This is a genomic window from Pseudochelatococcus sp. G4_1912 (genome assembly GCF_047501465.1).
Classification (GTDB): Bacteria; Pseudomonadota; Alphaproteobacteria; order Rhizobiales; family Beijerinckiaceae; genus Pseudochelatococcus.
In genome coordinates this window covers 241,471-261,254 of the sequence record NZ_JAZDRL010000002.1, presented here as the reverse complement: position 1 = coordinate 261,254, position 19,784 = coordinate 241,471, and the positions used below count along the sequence as shown (strand labels likewise).

At 51.3% G+C, this 19,784-nt stretch carries 17 protein-coding genes and 1 pseudogene; 5 read left to right on the top strand and 13 right to left on the bottom strand.

The window, feature by feature from the left end; all coding sequences use genetic code 11:
* Positions 1 to 2: 2 nt before the first annotated feature.
* The 6 genes from VRZ32_RS08375 to ccoN are packed head-to-tail and all read right to left on the bottom strand — an operon-like array spanning position 3 to position 5,584.
* On the bottom strand, positions 3 to 581 hold the full coding sequence (locus VRZ32_RS08375; RefSeq protein WP_414525294.1) for a FixH family protein: 579 nt from the start codon (positions 579 to 581) through the stop codon (positions 3 to 5).
* 15 nt (positions 582 to 596) lie between these two features.
* Positions 597 to 2,072: a cytochrome c oxidase accessory protein CcoG gene (gene ccoG / locus VRZ32_RS08370; RefSeq protein ID WP_414525293.1), complete on the bottom strand. Its 1,476-nt coding sequence runs from the start codon at positions 2,070 to 2,072 to the stop codon at positions 597 to 599.
* 22 nt (positions 2,073 to 2,094) lie between these two features.
* Complete coding sequence (gene ccoP, locus VRZ32_RS08365; RefSeq protein WP_414525292.1) at positions 2,095 to 3,006, bottom strand: cytochrome-c oxidase, cbb3-type subunit III; 912 nt, start codon at positions 3,004 to 3,006, stop codon at positions 2,095 to 2,097.
* A gap of 5 nt (positions 3,007 to 3,011) precedes the next feature.
* Positions 3,012 to 3,164, bottom strand: coding sequence for a cbb3-type cytochrome c oxidase subunit 3 (locus VRZ32_RS08360; protein ID WP_414525291.1), 153 nt, complete (start codon positions 3,162 to 3,164; stop codon positions 3,012 to 3,014).
* A 12-nt stretch (positions 3,165 to 3,176) separates the two neighbouring features.
* On the bottom strand, positions 3,177 to 3,911 hold the full coding sequence (ccoO, locus tag VRZ32_RS08355; RefSeq protein WP_414525290.1) for a cytochrome-c oxidase, cbb3-type subunit II: 735 nt from the start codon (positions 3,909 to 3,911) through the stop codon (positions 3,177 to 3,179).
* Positions 3,912 to 3,919: 8 nt separating this feature from the next.
* Positions 3,920 to 5,584, bottom strand: coding sequence for a cytochrome-c oxidase, cbb3-type subunit I (gene ccoN, locus VRZ32_RS08350; RefSeq protein WP_414525289.1), 1,665 nt, complete (start codon positions 5,582 to 5,584; stop codon positions 3,920 to 3,922).
* A gap of 322 nt (positions 5,585 to 5,906) precedes the next feature.
* Here ccoN and VRZ32_RS08345 point away from each other — a divergent pair, with 322 nt between their 5' ends.
* Entirely contained in the window at positions 5,907 to 6,623 is a 717-nt protein-coding gene (locus tag VRZ32_RS08345; RefSeq protein WP_414525288.1) for a CBS domain-containing protein, read from the top strand.
* Positions 6,624 to 6,780: 157 nt separating this feature from the next.
* Here the strand turns inward: VRZ32_RS08345 and VRZ32_RS08340 are convergent, their stop codons facing one another.
* Positions 6,781 to 8,898: a hypothetical protein gene (locus tag VRZ32_RS08340; RefSeq protein WP_414525287.1), complete on the bottom strand. Its 2,118-nt coding sequence runs from the start codon at positions 8,896 to 8,898 to the stop codon at positions 6,781 to 6,783.
* A 345-nt stretch (positions 8,899 to 9,243) separates the two neighbouring features.
* Between VRZ32_RS08340 and VRZ32_RS08335 the strand changes: the two are divergent.
* Positions 9,244 to 9,896, top strand: a pseudogene (locus VRZ32_RS08335) (IS1595 family transposase).
* Positions 9,897 to 9,926: 30 nt separating this feature from the next.
* On the opposite strand, the gene VRZ32_RS08330 reads toward VRZ32_RS08335, so the two are convergent.
* The 3 genes from VRZ32_RS08330 to VRZ32_RS08320 all read right to left on the bottom strand — a co-directional run bounded on the left by VRZ32_RS08330 (position 9,927) and on the right by VRZ32_RS08320 (position 13,465).
* A complete protein-coding gene (locus VRZ32_RS08330) occupies positions 9,927 to 11,105 on the bottom strand; it encodes a hypothetical protein (RefSeq protein ID WP_414525286.1) in 1,179 nt (392 codons plus the stop codon).
* A gap of 109 nt (positions 11,106 to 11,214) precedes the next feature.
* Entirely contained in the window at positions 11,215 to 11,853 is a 639-nt protein-coding gene (fixJ, locus tag VRZ32_RS08325; RefSeq protein WP_414525285.1) for a response regulator FixJ, read from the bottom strand.
* Positions 11,846 to 13,465: a sensor histidine kinase gene (locus tag VRZ32_RS08320; RefSeq protein ID WP_414525284.1), complete on the bottom strand. Its 1,620-nt coding sequence runs from the start codon at positions 13,463 to 13,465 to the stop codon at positions 11,846 to 11,848. Before VRZ32_RS08320 ends, fixJ begins: the two co-directional genes overlap by 8 nt.
* A gap of 171 nt (positions 13,466 to 13,636) precedes the next feature.
* On the opposite strand from VRZ32_RS08320, the gene VRZ32_RS08315 reads away from it, so the two are divergent.
* Positions 13,637 to 14,410: a helix-turn-helix domain-containing protein gene (locus tag VRZ32_RS08315; RefSeq protein ID WP_414525283.1), complete on the top strand. Its 774-nt coding sequence runs from the start codon at positions 13,637 to 13,639 to the stop codon at positions 14,408 to 14,410.
* A gap of 72 nt (positions 14,411 to 14,482) precedes the next feature.
* On the opposite strand, the gene VRZ32_RS08310 is transcribed toward VRZ32_RS08315, so the two are convergent.
* The 3 genes from VRZ32_RS08310 to VRZ32_RS08300 form a co-directional block, all read right to left on the bottom strand.
* The gene (locus tag VRZ32_RS08310) at positions 14,483 to 15,598 is read right to left on the bottom strand and encodes a M48 family metallopeptidase (protein ID WP_414525282.1); all 1,116 of its coding nucleotides are present in this window, start codon (positions 15,596 to 15,598) and stop codon (positions 14,483 to 14,485) included.
* A gap of 16 nt (positions 15,599 to 15,614) precedes the next feature.
* On the bottom strand, positions 15,615 to 16,172 hold the full coding sequence (locus VRZ32_RS08305; protein ID WP_414525281.1) for a LemA family protein: 558 nt from the start codon (positions 16,170 to 16,172) through the stop codon (positions 15,615 to 15,617).
* 152 nt (positions 16,173 to 16,324) lie between these two features.
* Positions 16,325 to 16,654, bottom strand: coding sequence for a hypothetical protein (locus VRZ32_RS08300; RefSeq protein ID WP_414525280.1), 330 nt, complete (start codon positions 16,652 to 16,654; stop codon positions 16,325 to 16,327).
* A gap of 240 nt (positions 16,655 to 16,894) precedes the next feature.
* On the opposite strand from VRZ32_RS08300, the gene ilvA reads away from it, so the two are divergent.
* Positions 16,895 to 18,421 carry a threonine ammonia-lyase, biosynthetic gene (gene ilvA / locus VRZ32_RS08295; protein WP_414525279.1) on the top strand — a complete coding sequence of 509 codons (1,527 nt, stop codon included), beginning with the start codon at positions 16,895 to 16,897 and terminating at the stop codon, positions 18,419 to 18,421.
* A gap of 177 nt (positions 18,422 to 18,598) precedes the next feature.
* Entirely contained in the window at positions 18,599 to 19,774 is a 1,176-nt protein-coding gene (gene alr, locus VRZ32_RS08290; RefSeq protein ID WP_414525278.1) for an alanine racemase, read from the top strand.
* Positions 19,775 to 19,784 lie beyond the last annotated feature (10 nt).

Sequence of the window (19,784 nt, the reverse complement as noted above, 5' to 3'; positions counted from 1 at the left end):
GGCTAGTTCAGCACTACGCGGCTGGAAGAGCGGAACATTTGTTCGCCCTGGCGGTCTAGATCAAGGTCGATGCTCCATCTGCCGGCGGTGGTGTCAATCTCGGTGCTGTATGTGCCGTCGCCCTTATCAACCATCGCAATGTACTGATCGCGACGTGAATCTGTCGGGTGGATGAGGATCAATGTTGCATCCAGCCCTGCAACCGGCTGGCCGTTCATATTTGTTACGCGAGCTTCAACTGGCCCTTTGGCGGCGCATGCGTGCCGCTCACTTGCGCATCCTTGATGTTCAGCGGCTTGTGTGCCTGCAATGCGCGGCAAGGCAATATCGACTTGCCAGTTCAGGCGCTTCTGTGCTTTGGCGGCATCGCGATCGCGTGCAAAGTTAAGGCCGGCGCGGTAGCTGCTGATTTTTTCAGCACCGCCACTCGTGGATAAAGCCGCGCGGATCATAAATGCATTCACGGCTGCAATTGTGCCGAAGAACCCGATCAGACACAGCAGCACCATTCGGCCCGTGAGTTTGCGTTCCCGCAGGGGGCGGGTTGCTTGTTGTTCAGAATGGGGCGCGGGGGTCGGCATGGTTGAGATCCTTAATTATTGGCCGAAGAAGTGATCAACTGCGCTTGCTCGCGCTGTGCCGCTGTCATCAGTAATGTTGAAGACGACTTGCTCTGCGGCAGGTAATGAGCCGCGCGGTTCGTCGTGAACGGTTACAAAGGCCCGGACTTCACGCGTTTGATCTGGCCCTATGGTGAAAGTGACGCGCTCATCGGATGCATTTTCATTGCCAATAGCGGAGAGCGTAGCGCCTGGTAGTAGCGTGCCGTCTGGTCGTGAGATTGAGAGCGTAAAGGTGCGTGCATCGCGGTATTTGTTGATTAAGCGCAGTGTGTACGCGTTGCGTACGGAGCCATCTGTAAGGCGTACCAATATTGGGTTGCGGTCGTGCAATACACTGATGCCTGTGGTTGAGCGCGTTGCCAGCGTATAGATCATCGCGCTACCGACCACCGCGATAATGAGCGCGTAGATGACCGTGCGCCAGCGGATAATCCGCACCCGTGTCGGCTTGCCCTCCATGCGCGCCTGGACATTGCGATCGGTATCGTAGGCGATGAGACGGGTGGGGCGGCCGATCTTTTCCATCACTGTATCGCAGGCGTCGATGCACAATCCGCACTGAATGCAGCCGAGCTGGCTACCTTCGCGGATATCCACGCCCGTGGGGCATACATTGACGCATTGGAAGCAATCGATGCAATCGCCTGCAGGTTCGCCCTTTTCTCGCAGCACGGCACTGCGCTTAAGCGGTCCGCGCGGTTCGCCCCGATCATAACGATAGGTAACGTTGAGGGCATCTTCGTCAGTCAAGGCGGCCTGAATGCGCGGCCACGGACACATGTAGAGGCAGACCTGCTCCCGCATGTGGCCAGCCAACGTATAGGTGGTGAAGGTAAGGATGCCGATCCAGATGTATGCGGAAGCTGGGGCTGTAAAGGTTGCCAGCTCGCGCACGAGGGTTGGTGCATCGGCGAAATACAGTACCCATGCGCCGCCGGTCCACCACGCTATGATGATCCATACGCTATGCTTTGCAATGCGGCGCATGACGGTATCGAGCGTTAACGGGCTGTTATCGCGCTTGATACGTTCGCGTCGGTCCCCTTCGATAAAGCGCTCGACGGTGAGGAACAGATCAGTCCAGACTGTTTGCGGGCAAAGGTAGCCACACCACACCCGCCCGGCGACGGCGTTCATAAGGAAAAGCGCCAGTGCTGCCACAATCAGCAAGCCTGTAATGTAGTAAAACTCTTGCGGCCAGATCTCGATAAAGAAAAAATAGAAGCGTGTTGTCGAGAAATCTATCAAAACAGCCTGATCGGGAGCGCCTGGCCCGCGATCCCAGCGTATGAATGGCAGCAGATAATAAATACCAAGGGTAACAACCAGCACGATCCACTTGATGCGTCGAAAGGTGCCCTGCACCTTTTGAGGGTAGATCTTCTTCTGCGCCGCGAACAACGGGCCATCGTCGGGATCTGTGGTGTCGATTACGCGGGTTGTACCCATGGTATTTCTCAGTTCCAGCTTGTTACTGGCCCCCGCCCAACGTGTGGACGAAGACTGTCAGCGCCTTGATGGTCGTATCGTCAAGCCGCCCTTCCCAGGCGGGCATAACCGAGCCGCGTCCATGCCAGACGCCATCGATAATGGTTTCACGCTCAGGCCCAAACAGCCAGATACCTGTGGTGAGGTTTGGCGCTCCAAGCTCCTGATTGCCCTTGCCTTCTGTGCCATGACAGGCTGCGCAATTATCCGCGAATACCTTTGCACCCTTTACCAGATTGGCTGGCGTACTAACCGGCAGGCCCGACATTGAAAGCACATAATCAGCAACAGCAACGATATCTGCACGTGGTAACATGCCATCGCGACCGAATGCTGGCATATCGCCAATGCGTGCCTCGTCATGACCAGACCGAATGCCGAAACGGATTGTTTGCTCAATATCCGCGAGTGTGCCGCCCCATAGCCAGGAGTCATCATTGAGATTGGGATAACCCTTTGCACCGCCGCCACCTGCGCCATGGCAGGGCGAACAGTTATCGCCGAATGCAGGCCGCGCCAAACCGCGTGCAAAGGATAGAAGGTCCGGATCTGCTTCGATTTCTGCGGTGCTTGCGGTATTCAGACGGCTCATCATGTCTGAACGTTGCTCACGCAGATTTTGCAGCTCTTCGGAAACCGCTCCGCGAGAACTCCAGTTGAGAGTGCCAGGTGTGAAGGTGTTGATTAGCGGCCATGACGGGTAGAAAATCCAGAAGCCGATTGCCCAAACAATGGTGGCGTAAAACGACCATAGCCACCAGCGAGGCAATGGGTTGTTCAGCTCCTGAATGCCATCCCAATCATGCCCTGTGGTGGTGGCGCCGGTTACGGCATCCACCATAACGCCATGGGTTTCGCTATCAGGGTTATGACTGTGCTCTTCTCTCTTCGTCATGATGCTCAGTCCTCCCGCAATGGAATGCGCGAGGCCTCTTCAAAGCTTTTCTTGCGTGAAGGGGCCAGGGCATAAATCAGAATTGCGATGAATATGCCGACGAAGTAGAGCAGGCCCCACGTCTGGGCGAATTCTGAGAGCATGTTATAGGTTTCCATGATCACCTCCGCCTATCGAATGTTGGCTTTGTTATCGTAAAGCTTGAAGTCGACGTGTGTCCCCAGCTGCTGCAGATAAGCGATCAGCGCATCCGCTTCAGTAATACGTCCTGGTTTGCCGCCGAAATTACGCACGTTTGCGTTGGCATAACGCGAACGCAGGCTATCCTCATCGGGATCGTCCAGCGTTGCTTGCGTGGTCAGATCTGCTTGCGCGCGGGTAATCATTTCTTCCGTGTAAGGCACACCGGTGGCGCGCAGCACGCGCATATCATCGGCGATGTAGCGGAAGTCGAGATCGGTTTCTTCAAGGAACCCGTAACGTGGCATGACAGAGCCGGGCACAACAGATTTAGGGTCGCGCAAGTGATCGCGATGCCATTCATCGGAATACTTGCCACCGACACGCGCCAGATCAGGCCCCGTGCGCTTCGATCCCCACTGGAAGGGGTGGTCGTACATACTCTCCGCTGCCAGCGAGTAGGGGCCATAACGTTCCACCTCGTCGCGCAACGTGCGGATCTGCTGGCTGTGACAGTTGTAGCAGCCCTCGCGCACATAAATGTTGAAGCCAGCAAGTTCCAATGGGGTCTGCGGGCGTATGCCCTCCACCTCTTCAATCGTGCTCTTCAAATAGAAAAGCGGAACCGCCTCAACGAGGCCGCCGATAGCGATTACAATAACAATGCCGATCAGAAGGATGATCGAGTTTTTCTCGAAGATCGCGTGTTTTTGCCAAAGCGACATGGTCATCCTCACTCAGCAGGCGTCAGCGCCGGTTTAGCGGCGGTTTCAGGAACGGAATCGGTGGACTCTCCATATTTCACGGTCATCCAGAGATTGTAGACCATGATCAGTCCGCCGATCAGGAACAGAATGCCCCCCATTGCCCGGATGATGTAGAACGGATGCATCGCCTCGACCGTTTCGATGAACGAGTATTCCAGGAAGCCGAGATTGGTGTATGCCCGCCACATGAGCCCCTGCAGAATGCCTGCCACCCACATCGACGTGATGTAGAGTACGATACCAATCGTTGAGACCCAGAAGTGCGCATTTACAAGCTTCAGCGAGTAAAGCTCCTTACGATTCCAGAGCCATGGTACGAGGCAGTAGATTGTGCCGAACGAGATGTAACCTACCCAGCCCAATGCGCCCGAGTGAACGTGGCCGATCGTCCAGTCCGTGTAATGCGACAGCGCGTTGACTTCACGGATCGACATCAGCGGCCCTTCGAACGTGGCCATGCCGTAGAAGGCAATAGCAACGACCATCAGACGTAAAACTGGATCAGTGCGCAGCTTGTCCCATGCGCCGGAGAGCGTCATGAGACCGTTGATCATGCCCCCCCATGAAGGCATCCAGAGGATGATTGAGAAGGTCATGCCGAGTGTTTGTGCCCAGTCGGGTAGGGCGGTGTAGAGCAGATGATGAGGGCCAGCCCAGATGTAGATGAAGATCAGCGCCCAGAAGTGGATGATCGACAGGCGATAGCTGTAAACGGGTCGATCCGCACGTTTGGGTACGAAGTAGTACATAATTGCCAGGAATGGCACCGTGAGGAAAAAGCCGACTGCGTTATGCCCATACCACCATTGGATCAGCGCATCCTGCACGCCGCCCCAGACGATGTAGGACTTGGGCGAGAAAATCGATACCGGTATCGCCGCATTATTGCCGATATGCAGCACCGCAATGGTGACGATAAATGCAAGATAGAACCAGTTTGCCACATAGATGTGGGGCTCTTTGCGCCGTGCGAGCGTAAACAGGAACACCAGCAGATAGGCCACCCAGACGACAGCTAGCAGCAAATCTGCATACCATTCCGGTTCGGCGTATTCTTTCGATTGTGTGATGCCGAGCAGATAGCCTGTGCCAGCAATAACGATAAAGAGGTTGTAGCCCAGCACAACGAACCAGGGGGCAATGTTACCCGCCAGGCGTGCGCGGCAGGTGCGCTGCACAACATAAAACGATGACCCGATCAGCACATTACCCGCGAACGCAAAAATCACGGCGGAAGTGTGCAAGGGGCGAAGGCGACCGAAATTCAGCCACTGATTGAAGTTGAAATCGGGAAATGCCAATTGCAACGCAATGAGGACACCGACCAAAAAGCCAGCAATGCCCCAGACCATAGCAGCAATCGTTGCGAACTTGACGGGTTCGAAATTGTAGTTGGGGCGACCGTTAATTTCTGCCGGTGGCAGCTCCGCCGGTCGGGCATAGAATCGATCTATAATCTTGAAGGTACCCCACGCACAGGCCGCAGCCATCACAAATGCGTGGAATGAGAAAGCCGTTGTGTGAGCCTTCGCTCCAATCAGTATTAACAGAAATGTAAACGCAGCCAATGATGTAGCCGTTCCGGCCTCACCAAATGTCATACGTTTAACAGGTGCGATAGCATGCGCCATGGTCTCTACCCGCCACTTTCAGAAATGCCGGATAAGCTTTGCCCGGCTTTACAATTATTATAGCTTTGGTCTGGGTTACGTTTCCACTCCTTGATTATAATCAATTTTTTTAAAAGAGGACGCTCGGTCGCACCCCCTGCTAATGCTTGGGTTTTTATGCGCGTCATTTTGGCGCGTGGAAGGCATTTCATGGTATGATTACGAGCAAAATGGATAACACTTGCGTATGCTATAAAGCTGTGGGCGGACATTAAGTGTAGGTAATTGGCACGCTTTCTTCCGTCATTTAGAGCCAACGGCAGACAAGCCCGAGGGTAACATTATGAAAGCACAAGATATTCTAAGAGCTGATGTGGTTGCTGTATCGGCGGATACGCCGTTGCCGGAGATCGCCGACCTGCTTGTGCAACATCGTGCCTGTTCTGTGCCGGTTCTGGATGAGGAGGGGTGCGTTATCGGCATTGTTTCGGAGGACGATTTTCTGCACCGTATTGAAACAGGGACCGAAAGACGACTTGATCGATTGGCGGCTTTTTTCACCAGTCATGCTGTGCAGCAGCAGGCATATGTGCGTTCGCGTGCACTGAAGGCGTGTGATATTATGCGTCAGGATTTACCGCTCATTACGCCTGACACCGCGTTGAGCGAGATTGTTGAAACACTGGAAAACCACAACCTCAACAGTGCCGCAGTAACGAAGGATGGCCGTTTGGTTGGTATGATCAGCCGTAATGATATGGTTCGAGCTTATGCTTCTGTCGCCCACCCTTGCGCACCGACTGCAGAGGATGATCGCTCAATCCGCGACGCTCTATTGGCTGAGTTGGATAGCTATTCATGGGGAGGTCGCTTCAAGAATGCGATTTTCGTTACGGATGGTATTGTGCATCTTTGGGGGCATGTCGCATCCCCAACAGAGCTCGCAGCTTTACGAATTGCTGCAGAGCGTATTCCGGGGGTGCGGCATGTACATGATCATACTGTATCCATCAAACCCGTCACGATACCCGAAGAGCATCAAGTCAGAATACAAACGTAGAACGGCCGCGGATTTTTGCATTCTCAGTTGTAGTGCAATACATTGAAGGCACTTTCTGATTAATCAGAAGGTGCCTTCAATAGTATTTATAATGGGATTTTCTTGTAAAAGTGGTAGGAGCCTTTAGAAAATACAGATAGGAAACCTTGAGTTGAGGTTACCATGGAAGCTCAGGGTGACGGAAGGTATCTACTGATCTAGGCCAGGTCATTATTTCCACAGAATCATCAGGATTTTTATCCTTATATACATCAACTTCTATGTCATCCTTATGAGGTAACCTTGGGTTTTTGATTACAGGTACTTTATTATGGGATTCAGAAATATTTTTGTTATTTACAGCAACTGGAAGGGGGACATCAATAGTGTTTGTGATCCTTTTAGAGTCTGTTTGTGCCAGTGCGTTATGGAATATTGCATTAGGAGCTAGGCTGTTCCTTCTGGAATACTGCGGCGTGCTGTTTCTTGAATGCGGGGGTATTGACTGGGAACGTTTAAAAGATTTCTTAGCTTTTTTTTCTTCCTCCTCTTCTTCTTCCATCTCCCATACCAATTGCCTTGTAAACAGCTGATTAGCCCGTACTGCCAGATCAAAAAGTATTGGATACAGCTTAAAAAGCATTGGATAGGATTCCTTATAACTTATAATTTTTTGCGGCCCTGACTCTTGCGGCTGCTTTGTCGGATTACTTGCTGGCGGAGGTGCATCTGTACTGGAGGCTCCCCATCTAAACAGCCAACCAAAAAAAGAAGAGTTATTGTTTCCAGTAGACAAGGGGGAAAGAGTAATAGTGAATATGATATCTTTAGAGGTTTCTTTTGTTTTTGCTTCAATGGTAACTAATATAGGTTCTGGGAAATTACTTGTATCAGATGTCGGAATTGATTGTTTTTGTGTATAAAATTTCTGTGACGGAAGAATTTTTTCTAGATTTTTTATCACATCTGATTTTAAATTCTCCACTATCGGCTCTCTCAGATCCGTATTTAAGCTTTCTCTCAATCTTCCCCCCAGCACTTTTAACCCACGGTATAGGGTACCACCTATCCCAATAACTTCAATTATATTCTCTGCAATTTGTTGCGAGTATTCCTTCTGCATTCTTTCAGTATATATAATCGTTGATTTTACTTCTAACTTTTTCTCTGTCAGGTCCTTGACTATCATCTCCTTTATTACTTTTTTCGCCATTTCTTCTGTCCACTGTCTCCAGTTTTTAGAGAAGAGCGGCCAGTGCATAGTCGCAAGTTCTCCGAATGATAATATTATCTCATGTACCTCTTTTTCAATGCGTAATTTTTCAATTAACTTTTCATTTACAGTATCAAGTAATTTTATTTCTATTGGTGTTTGGTATTCATTCGGAAATTTGCAGATGGGAGTTGTTGATGAAACAGGTTTTCCGACTTCTGTCTTAAAAGCAGGTTTTCCGACTTCTGTCGCATACATTTCTTCGACAGTAATTACACAATGAGATGAGCCGTATTCTCCCGAATATGCCAATATGGGTTGAGATTTTTTAGAGGAGGTTTGTAGCGATGCCTTCTCTTCAAGTATCTCTGTGACCCTATGCAATAGCCATTCTGGTAGTTTTTGAGATGCTCTCTTCTGTGCGCTTTCCAGAAGTTTTTCTACTGGTTCCTCTGGCATCTCTGTTCTTAAATCATTTGCCAGTGCTTGAGCCAGTAATTCCGGCAGCTTTTCCGGTAGCCTTTTTATCATCTTTTCCGATATTATCTGTGCCATTATCTTAAACAGCTCTGCAGGCGCTTCTTCTGGCATCTCTTCCGGCATCTCCTTCGCCAACTCTTGAATCACGCCTCTCCCTTCTCTGTTGGCGCTAACAAGGCAATCATACCCTATTTCCTGTCCCGTCATTATGCAGTTCGCTATTTTCTTTCCGAGACTTGTCGCCACGACGTCCGTCGCTATTTCGCTTCTTGCGAGTATCTTGGCCTTCGCCTTTTCTATTACTGCTGCCGAGAGTTTTACTTCAGTGTTCTTGGCCTTATCGTTGATCGGCGCTGGCTGTGTTGTTTTATTGATATCATCTTTAGGGGCAGCTGTGGTTGTGGCGACAGCAACGTTTCTTTTGTCGAGCGCTACGCCTGGCGTTGTTTTACTGTTAACCACAACTGTGGAAGCGGGATTATGGCTTGTTGTGGTAATTGGTGCAGGCTTCTTTTGCGCAGAAGTTTGCTGCGTTGAATTTTCTTGAGGAATATTCTGAAGCTGCGGCGCAGCTGGACTAGAAAACCAGTTAAACCAGGCCATGAATTTCTACCTTGTTTGATAGAGTCAGAAAGGAACTCATAAATTATTTCTTCAATAGAATTATCGCGTTGTGAATGTGCATCTGTCTAGTTTTTTGAACTAAGGACTAACACTTAGGCGGTGGGGGAGTGTGCATAAGTGATATCTTTGTTAACAATACCATTCAAATGAGATGAGCCAAGCTGGCGGCTTTCATCTTGGTTATAAGATACGCGCCGTGTGCTTCCATAGTATGGAAAGCTAAGGTCATATTTTAGTAATGCTTTTATTGATAAAATTATCTAAAAATCAGATAATAAAATTGGGGGGGCTGTAGTAGATAAGCATTGATGCTAAACTACTGCAATGAAGCTAACACGCTGTAAATTATCAAGGAAACATCAGCATCGCCTGCTTGAGTTTTTTGTGCTGGAAGTGACGGCCCGCTCGGCAGCTGATTTGCTTGGCATTCAGCCCAACACAGCGGCGCTGTTTTACCATAAAATCCGCCAGGTGATTGCGGCTCAGCTGGAGCAGCTGGCGAAAGAAATATTCGGCGGTGAGGTTGAGCTGGATGAGTCTTATTTCGGTGGCGCACGCAAGGGTAAACGGGGCCGAGGGGCTGCCGGAAAAGTCGTGGTGTTTGGCTTGCTAAAACGTGGAGATAAAGTCTATACAAAGATCATTCATGACACAAAGACAAACACATTAATGCCTATTATTCGCAATAAGATAGCTCCAGATAGCATTGTCTATACGGATAGCTATCACAGCTACAATGCGCTCGATGTGAGCGAGTTTCACCATTTCCGTATCAACCACTCAACCCATTTTTCCGAAGAGAAAACAAACCATATTAATGGGATCGAAAACTTCTGGAACCAGGCAAAAGGGTGCTCAGAAAATACAACGGAATACCCAAACAAAATTTCCATTTGTTTCTCAAGGAATGCGAATTCCGCTTCAATTTCGGAACACCAAAACAGCAACTCGCAATCCTCAAAAAATGGTGCTATTAGGAGCGATATCTACTACAGCCCCTTAAATTTTTAAAAATACGATTCATCACCGTCGTGGCTTGCGAGCTCAAATTCAAATTCATAATCTGAGATAAGCTCTGCGTCGGACTCTTCTGTATCTGTTATTGAGTTCTCTGTGTTAGGCCCTTCCGTGTCTGTTATTGCGCTCTCTACTTCAGAGGCTTCTGTATGCGTTAGAGAGTTTTCTGAATCAGAACTCTCAATGCGTAATTTTTCGATTAACTTTTCATTTACAATATCAAGTAATTTTATTTCTATTGGTGTTTGGTATTCATTCGGAAATTTGCAGATGGGAGTTGTTGATGAAACAGGTTTTCCGACTTCTGTCTTAAAAGCAGGTTTTCCGACTTCTGTCGCATACATTTCTTCGACAGTAATTACACAATGAGATGAGCCGTATTCTCCCGAATATGCCAATATGGGTTGAGATTTTTTAGAGGAGGTTTGTAGCGATGCCTTCTCTTCAAGTATCTCTGTGACCCTATGCAATAGCCATTCTGGTAGTTTTTGAGATGCTCTCTTCTGTGCGCTTTCCAGAAGTTTTTCTACTGGTTCCTCTGGCATCTCTGTTCTTAAATCATTTGCCAGTGCTTGAGCCAGTAATTCCGGCAGCTTTTCCGGTAGCCTTTTTATCATCTTTTCCGATATTATCTGTGCCATTACCTTAAACAGCTCTGCAGGCGCTTCTTCTGGCATCTCTTCCGGCATCTCCTTCGCCAACTCTTGAATCACGCCTCTCCCTTCTCTGTTGGCGCTAACAAGGCCATCATACCCTATTTCCTGTCCCGTCATTATGCAGTTCGCTATTTTCTTTCCGAGACTTGTCGCCACGACGTCCGTCGCTATTTCGCTTCTTGCGAGTATCTTGGCCTTCGCCTTTTCTATTACTGCTGCCGAGAGTTTTACTTCAGTGTTCTTGGCCTTATCGTTGATCGGCGCTGGCTGTGTTGTTTTATTGATATCATCTTTAGGGGCAGCTGTGGTTGTGGCGACAGCAACGTTTCTTTTGTCGAGCGCTACGCCTGGCGTTGTTTTACTGTTAACCACAACTGTGGAAGCGGGATTATGGCTTGTTGTGGTAATTGGTGCAGGCTTCTTTTGCGCAGAAGTTTGCTGCGTTGAATTTTCTTGAGGAATATTCTGAAGCTGCGGCGCAGCTGGGCTAGAAAACCAATTAAACCAAGACATGAGTTTCTACCTGCTTGAGAAAGCGAAAAAGAAGGGTTTGGTGAATTGTTGTTTCAACAGTATTATCGTACTGCGAACATTTCACCTGTCTAGTTTTTTGAACTAAGGACTAACACTTAGGCGGTGGAGGAGTGTGCATAAGTGATGTCTCTGTTAACAATACCATTCGAATAAGATGAGACAGGCTGGCGGCTTTCATCTTGGTCATAAGATGTGCGCGGTGCACTTCTACGGTACGGGGGCTGATGCCAAGTTTTATGGCGATACCTTTATTAGGAAGGCCATCTACTAGGCAGCCAAGAACTTCGTGCTCTCGCCCGGTAAGCGTTTGCAGGCGTTCATTGATATCGATGACATCTGTACTTAGACGCTGTACTCCCGCGCTTTCTCCTAATGCTGTCTGTATGGCGGCTAATAGCACCTCATCATGGAATGGTTTTTCCAGAAAATCTTGCGCGCCAACCTTCATGGCTTCAACCGCCAGAGGCACATCGGCATTGCCGGTAATGATGATTACTGGTAGCGTAACGCCTCTCTCTTTAAGAATGCGCAGCAGGTCAATGCCGGTGATATCTGGCATACGCACATCGGAAACGATGCAACCGCCCAGGCCCCAGGGGCGTTGTTCAAGAAACATAGTGGCTGAAGGATAAGTGAGAACCGTCAGGTTCATGCCTTCCAGTAGAAATGCCAGGGAATCGCGAACGGATTCATCGTCGTCGATGACATGCACTGGTCCGTTACGCATCCTCAGAAAACTCCCCTTGTGCTATCCGCAGTGTAAACCGAAAGCGTGTACCGCCCTTGTCCAGCGATTCAGCACTGATCTGTCCACCATGTGATTCAATGATTGTGCGGGAAATCGACAGTCCAACGCCCATACCATTTTGTTTCGTCGTGATGAATGGTTCAAACAGCTTTTGTGAAACTTCTGGCGCAATGCCAGGCCCGGTATCGGTGACGCTCACTTCAATGTTGCCGGTATTCTGTGCTGCAGTTGCTATAATGATTTCACGAACAGGTGCATGGTGCACAGCCTCAAGCGCATTGCGTATAAGGTTTACTAGAACCTGTTGAATCTGCACCTTGTCCGCAAATACCCAAATGGCATGCGAATCAAGCTCATAGGTGATGTGTGCGCCATATTCACGTGCGCCCACAAGGGCGAGAGCGCTGGCTTCTTCAATAATCTTTGTCAGATTTTCAATGCGCCGTTCGCTTTCGCCGCGCGCAACAAACTCACGAAGTCGTCGGATGATCTGGCCGGCCCGCAGCGCCTGATCTGATGCCTTCTCCAGCGCCTCTCGGGCGCGATCTGTGTTTGCATCGGTGTTGTTGTCAAGCAACCTGCGTACGCCACGTAGATAATTGGTGATAGCCGTGAGTGGCTGGTTGAGCTCATGAGCAAGCGTTGAAGCCATTTCGCCCATGGCCGTGAGGCGCGAAATGTGCACGAGCTCCGCCTGAAGATCCTGCAGGCGCGCGGCTGTCATCTGCCGCTCTGTCAGATCACGTATAAAGCCGGTAAAGAAGGTTTCACCAGGTGCTGTGGTTTCGCCGACGGAAAGCTGCATGGGGAATGTGGAGCCATCCTTGCGCCTGCCCATAACCACACGGCCAATGCCAATAATACGCTTTTCGCCGGTTTGCAGGTAGCGCTCTATATAGCGGTCATGATCTTCACGGTAAGGCGAAGGCATCAGGATGTTGACGTTGAGCCCTACCATTTCCTGTGCGCTATAACCGAACAACCGTTCAGCCGCGCGGGAAAAGGAGTGGATGTGCGCGGTTCGGTCTATCACTACCATCGCATCCGGTACCGTATCGAGGATCGATTGCAAGTGTGCTTCCCGGGCCATCAGATCACGCGTAGCGATGGCGGCTTCCATTGTGGCGTTCTGGCGGTGGTTGCGTAAACGCTCGCCGAAGTAAGCCATGCTGAAGCCGAGTATCGCAAAGGCCAATGAACCAGCAATATCAACCTGGGTGTTGCCCTGCGCGTGATGACCCAAACCCCATGTTGCAACAAGCGTCAGTATCGTTGCTGCAATACCTGATCGAAACCCACGTTCGCATGACACAAGTACTGCCAGAGAAAGCATTGGCAGTAATAATATGGGTTTATCGCCAAGCTGAAACACAAGGCCGAGTGCAGAGACAAAAGCGACTGCAATCACAGCCCGCAATGACGTAAAAATAAACCGGATGATGCGATACGCACCCGTTGCGTCAGGTGGTGGGGAGGCTTGTTTTAGGGGGTGTGTATGCTTTGAAAATGGGCAAGCGGATGCATCGCCCTTATCTGCCATCACATCGCGTGACAGTAATTGTTGATCGGGGGCAGATTCATGATCTTTCATCAGTTTTCACTGCAACCTTGCGGGGCCTTAATCAGTGTTTGCCTCAGAAAATGCCCCATACCCTGCTTTGGTATTACGGGATTTCCCTTACGCAGTCGACCCAATTTCATAAGGCGTCCATAGCGGATACACCCATAGCAGGCAACTAATGGGGACGACGAAGGAGAACACATGTCAAGTATCCTGCAAATCCGCCAGCCCGCTTTCGTTGAGCCCCTTTCTGTATCTTTGCCCAATATGCGATCCGGTCGTGGTCATGGGGAAGGGCAACAGGCGCTTTGTGTTGAAAAGATCGTCGATTGGTCGTCCGAAGCGCAGATTGCCCAGCTGTTTACCGAAACTGGCATTTCTTTGACTGTGTCGCGAAATAGCGAGCTTTTTGCCGAGGATCAACCCATCGACAATATTTATCGGGTTGAAAGTGGTGTTATCCGCACGTGCAAACTTCTCAATGATGGCCGTCGACAGATCGATGGCTTTTACATGGCGGGTGACATTGTTGGGCTGGAGATGGGCTGCCGTTATACTTATTGTGCCGAAGCAATTGCGCGCTCCACTGTGCGGGCCATACGAATGCGGAGCTTGCGCGTGCAGGTAGAAGCAGGCGGGCGTATGGCGTCGGTCTTATGGGATATGACAGCGCGAGAATTACAGCGCTCGCGCGAGCATATTCTGTTGCTGGGGAGGCGCAGCGCAACCGAACGGGTTGCCAGTTTTCTACTCTCATTTGCCAGTCACATCGGCCGGCCCAACGCGGCGGAGCCCGGTGGGATGATACTTGATTTGCCAATGTCACGTCAGGATATGGCTGACTATTTGGGGCTGACAATCGAGACAGTTTCGCGCACCTTCACGCAGCTTGAGGGCATGGGCGTTATCGCGCTGCTGTCTGCTCGCCGTGTGCATCTCAGCAATCGTACTGCCTTGCGAGATCTGAATGGATGATAAAATTTAGATAATACTGCGTTAAATCAATTACTTAATTTAAATATATGATCTGTTTTATCAATGTTGTAGCTAGCCCCAAGGCCCTTTTCGCCCAGGTTGCGTGCTGGTTGGGCCAGCATTAGCGCTGCCCCATGGACCAACTTGGTTCGTGCCAGCGGTGTCATCTACCGGTGCATCATGTCCTGAGTTGCTGAAGGGCGCTGATGGAGGGGAGGTTGTAGGGGCACGCCCACCACCGTGGCGCACCAGTGCTTCAATCCGTTTTTCAATCGGAGGATGAGTTGAAAGCAAACTGGCAAAGCCATGACGCGGATTATCGACACACATTTCCATCACCGATGATGGTGCAGAGGGCAGGTCGCTATGGCCTGATATTTTCATCAATGCGCCAATCATGGCATCGGGATTTTTGGTGAGCTCTACCGCACCTGCATCCGCCAGATATTCGCGAGAGCGTGAGAGCGAAAAGCGGATCACAATTGATAGCACCCAAGCCAGCACGACAAGCCCCAGCGCTACCATAAAAGCAATCGCCGCGCCGCCGTTGCCCTTGTCTTTTGAGGATGATTGCGAAGATCTGCGCGGTGTGAACTGCATCCAACGGAAGATCAGCTCACCAAAAAACGAGATTACGCCGGCGATGATCACAGCGGTGACCATCAGCTGCACATCCTTGTTGCGAATGTGTGTCAGCTCATGGGCAAGCACAGCTTCCAGCTCATCGCGCGAGAGCGTTTCCATCAGCCCGCGCGTTACAGTGACGGCATATTGGCCTTCGCTCATGCCGGATGCATAGGCGTTTAGCGCATCAGTTTCCATAATGGAAAGGCGCGGCACGGTGAGGCCACGGGAGATGCAGAGGTTCTCCAGCAAGGCGTAGAGGGCAGGTTCCTCGGTGCGGGTGACGTCATACGATCCGGTGACAGCGCTGATGATGCGGCGGTTAAAGAAGTAAGCAATCGCGATCCACGCGAGTGCCACCAGAGTAGCCACCGGAATCGCCGGTATCATATTGACGAGCGCTCGTTGAAGAAGAACGTTGAACGGCGCATTGTCGGCCAGCGCCTCGCCAGCGAGTGAGCCTGCAAACACAAGCACGTAGACCAGCAGGAAAAGCCCGCCGATCAGAAACATGGAGCGAATGCGGTTCGCCCTGATATGGGTATAAAGCCCAAACGCGGCCATTTGCTTATCCGCCGGATCAGAACTTCACGGCTGGTGGTGCATCGAGTTGCTGACGTGCAGTCTCGCCGACATCAAAGAATTCACGGTGCGTGAAGCCGAAGTTTCGCGCAAAAAGCGCCGCAGGGAACGACTCGATTGCCGCGTTATATTCACTCACCGAATTATTGAAGAAGCGGCGGGCGGCAGCCAGCTTGTTTTCGATATCTGAAAGGTCGATCTGCAACTGCTGAAAATTCTGGCTTGCCTTGAGATCGGGATAGGATTCGGCCAATGCAATCAGACGGCCCAGCGCGCCAGTCAGTGCCTGTTCCGCGCCTGCCTGGCCTGCCGTACCTTGTGCGTTCAGGGCGACCTGGCGGGCTTGTACTACGGAATCAAGCGTTTCACGCTCGTGCGTGGCATAGCCTTTGACTGTCTCAACAAGGTTGGGAACCAGGTCATGACGCTGCTTCAGCTGAACATCAATGTCGCCAAAAGCCTGATTGACCCGCTGCCGCAATGCAACCATGCCGTTGTAGGTGAAGATTGCATAGAGGGCGAGAACAACGATTATGCCAACAATGGCCCATAGCATGACAAAATTCCTCTCAGGACATGACGTAACGCAACAGATTGTGAGCGCGAGTGTGCCATAGGAAGTGTGTGCCGCAAAGCCCTGTTAAGTGGTGCATACATCGAGAAAAGCATTCGATTTAAATATCTTGCTGATGAGGTGCTCTCGACGCTTTACCTATTTGCATCTGTCTTTCGGTGTGGCGCGTGCGCGCTGGTGGCCATTCTGTGAAGCTCGTTACTGCCGGAGGCGCGAAGCGCCATGCCGCCAACCTGCAAGCCGGTTTGGCTAGTATCCTTGTTGCCCAACTGGAAGATAAGGCCGAAAGAATGCCAGTTGTCGGTTGGCACACCGTAATAGGCGACAATGTCTCGCAGGATTGGTTCCAGCCGTTGGGCGATGGAGAGGCGGCGTTCCAAATCGCGATCAAGTGCATGCAGCACTGCGTCGATATCGATAACGTCATCGGGTATGGGTGGCCCGGAGGTGTCGCTGCCGGTCATTTTGCATTCCAGTTTATGGATTGCGCCAAACCTCAATATATCATTGCTATCGTGGGCCTGTCGACTAAATGCAGGTGTTCTTGCCAAATGGCAGGGTGCTTATTTGTGCTATGTCTTCACGCGATGCTACTCCTGCAATAACAGTGGCTTCCGTGAAGGGCCAAGGTACGCTATTGGTCACGAGTCGATTATTCACATCGTGGGTAGTGGTTTTGGGTTCAGCACAGGCGTAGGCGAGCGATGCCAGACAAGCATAATTATATCCGGCGGATACTGACGTCATCGGTCTATGATGTAGCCATCGAAACTCCGCTTGATCCAATGAAGCGTCTTTCTCAACGGCTTGGCACGCCGGTCTTCCTCAAGCGGGAAGATTTGCAGCCGGTTTATTCATTCAAGCTGCGAGGCGCTTATAACAAAATCGCCCAGCTCACGCCTGAAGAGCGCTCGCGTGGTGTTATTTGCGCATCCGCTGGTAATCATGCGCAAGGTGTTGCCTTGTCGACCAATCGGCTGGGTATCCGGGCCGTTATCGTCATGCCGCGTACGACGCCTGCCATCAAGGTTGCGGCAGTGCGCAATCTGGGCGGTGAAGTGGTGCTGCACGGCGATGTATTTGATGATGCGCGCAAGCATGCCGCTATACTCGAAAAAGAGCAGGGACTTGTTTTTGTCCACCCATACGATGATCCCGATGTAATTGCCGGGCAAGGCACGGTTGGTGTGGAGTTACTGCGCCAGCATCCGGGACCGCTGGAAGCAGTATTTGTGCCCATCGGTGGCGGCGGATTGGCGTCAGGTATCGCGCTCTACATCAAATTCCTGCGTCCAGGCGTCAAGGTTATCGGTGTGGAGCCGGATGATGCTGCGAGTATGAAGGCGGCCATTGAGGCCAACGAGCGCGTTGTGCTGCCGCATGTCGGGCTGTTCGCCGATGGTGTGGCGGTGGCGCAGGCTGGTGTTGAGACCTTCAATATCTGTCGTGAGCTTCTTGATGACATCATCACGGTGTCGGGCGATGAAATCTGTGCTGCAATCAAGGATATCTTTGATGATACCCGCGCTGTCGCAGAGCCTTCAGGCGCGTTGGCGCTCGCGGGCTTGAAGCGTTATCGCGAGCTGTCAGTTGGCGGAAACGGGCCGCTGATTGCAATCAATTCCGGTGCTAATCTCAATTTTGATCGGCTGCAACATGTCGCTGAGCGGGCGCAGATTGGTGAGCGTACTGAGGCGCTGCTGGCTGTGACGATCCCTGAACAGCCTGGCAGCTATCGCCAGTTTATCCGATTGCTGGGTGGCCGGCAGATCACGGAGTTCAACTACCGATATGCGGCTGGCACGCAGGCGCATATATTTGTGGGCGTGCAGCTAACCGATGGTGAGCGCGAAAAAAAGCAGATAATCACGCACTTGCAGGAACATGATTATCCTGTCATCGACCTGTCCGATAACGAGCTTGCCAAGCTACATGTACGCCATATGGTAGGTGGGCGCGCTGCTTCCGTTGAGAATGAGCTGGTCTATCGCTTCGAGTTTCCCGAGCGACCGGGTGCATTGCTGCGCTTTCTGGAAGTGCTGCGGTCTGACTGGAATATTTCGATGTTCCATTACCGCAATCACGGCACCGATTTTGCCCGCGTTCTTGCTGGTATTCAGGTGAGTGAAAGCGATCGCGCCACATTTGAGGGCTATCTCGATAAACTCGGCTATCCCTTCTGGGAAGAGACGCAGAATCCAGCGTATCAGCTTTTCCTCGACGGCCATTGACGTTACCGCGATAATTTCACGCTATAGGAGACAATATGCGGGCCTTTGTAGGCGTTTGCGTGTACCGTAGCTTGTACGCGAGTCGGCTGTAACTGCAAATGTTCTGCTGAAAGCCGGGCAACGTGCAGTATAGCTACACTTCTTGATTATGACTTCGTTTCATCAGCAGTATCAACGATGACTTCCTTTTCTGAAATTGCCGGGCAGCCAATGGAAACGCCTTCCTCCGGGCTTCTTGAGATTGATCTTGGTGCAATCCGCGCGAATTATCGTTTGCTCCAGTCGCGTCTTGCAGGTGCCCGTTGTGGTGGTGTTGTCAAGGCTGATGCCTATGGCTTGGGCGCGCTACATGTAGCGCCTGCGCTGCTTGCTGAAGGGTGCCGCGATTTCTTTGTGGCACATATCGATGAGGCTTTTGCCCTTCAACCTGTGCTGCCGCCAGATGCGACGCTTTATGTACTGAATGGGATAACGCGCGAAGCTGTGCGCGCCTGCGCGCAGGCGGCAATCGTGCCCGTGCTGAATTCGTGCGATCAGGTCAATGCATGGCGAGAAGAGGCGCAGAGATTGGCGCGCCCGCTGCCGGCTGTTCTCCAAATCGATACCGGCATGTCACGTCTCGGGCTTACCCCCGCTGAGGTTGCGGAGCTTGTGGGGGATGTGGGGGCCTTTGTCGGGCTGGATGTACGCTTCATCATGAGCCATCTTGCCTGTGCTGATGAGCCATCCCACCCTGCCAATAGCGAGCAACTCGCCAATTTTGAGCAGACGCGGACTCTTATGCTGAAGCATCCAGCGCTTGCGAGGGCGGGGTATTCATTTGCCAATTCAGCGGGCATCTTCCTGGGTGCGGATTATCATTTTGATATCGTGCGTCCCGGTGTTGCTCTGTATGGCGTCAATTCACAGCCGGATAGTAAAAACCCCATGCATAGCGTGGTGCGGCTTTTCACCCGTGTTGTGCAGACGCGCGAAATTATGGCAGACGCGCATATCGGCTATGGCTACTCATTTACCGCTTCAGGGCCTACGCGTGTTGCCACGCTTGCAGTTGGCTATGCCGATGGCTGGTTGCGTAGCCAAAGTGGGCGTGGCAGCGGCTGGTGTGAGGGGTATCAGCTGCCAATATTAGGCCGCGTATCGATGGATAGCATGTCGGTAGATATCTCTGCTGTGCCGGATGGGCTTATCCATTCTGGCACACCAATAGAGCTGATCGGCCCGCATCAAACCGTTGATGATGTGGCCATCGCTGCGCACACCATTGGATATGAAATTTTAACCTCGCTCGGCCATCGCTACCAACGGGTATATAAAGATGGTTCGGCGTCTAGTGACGCAATCAAAATTTGAGAGTTGCCAC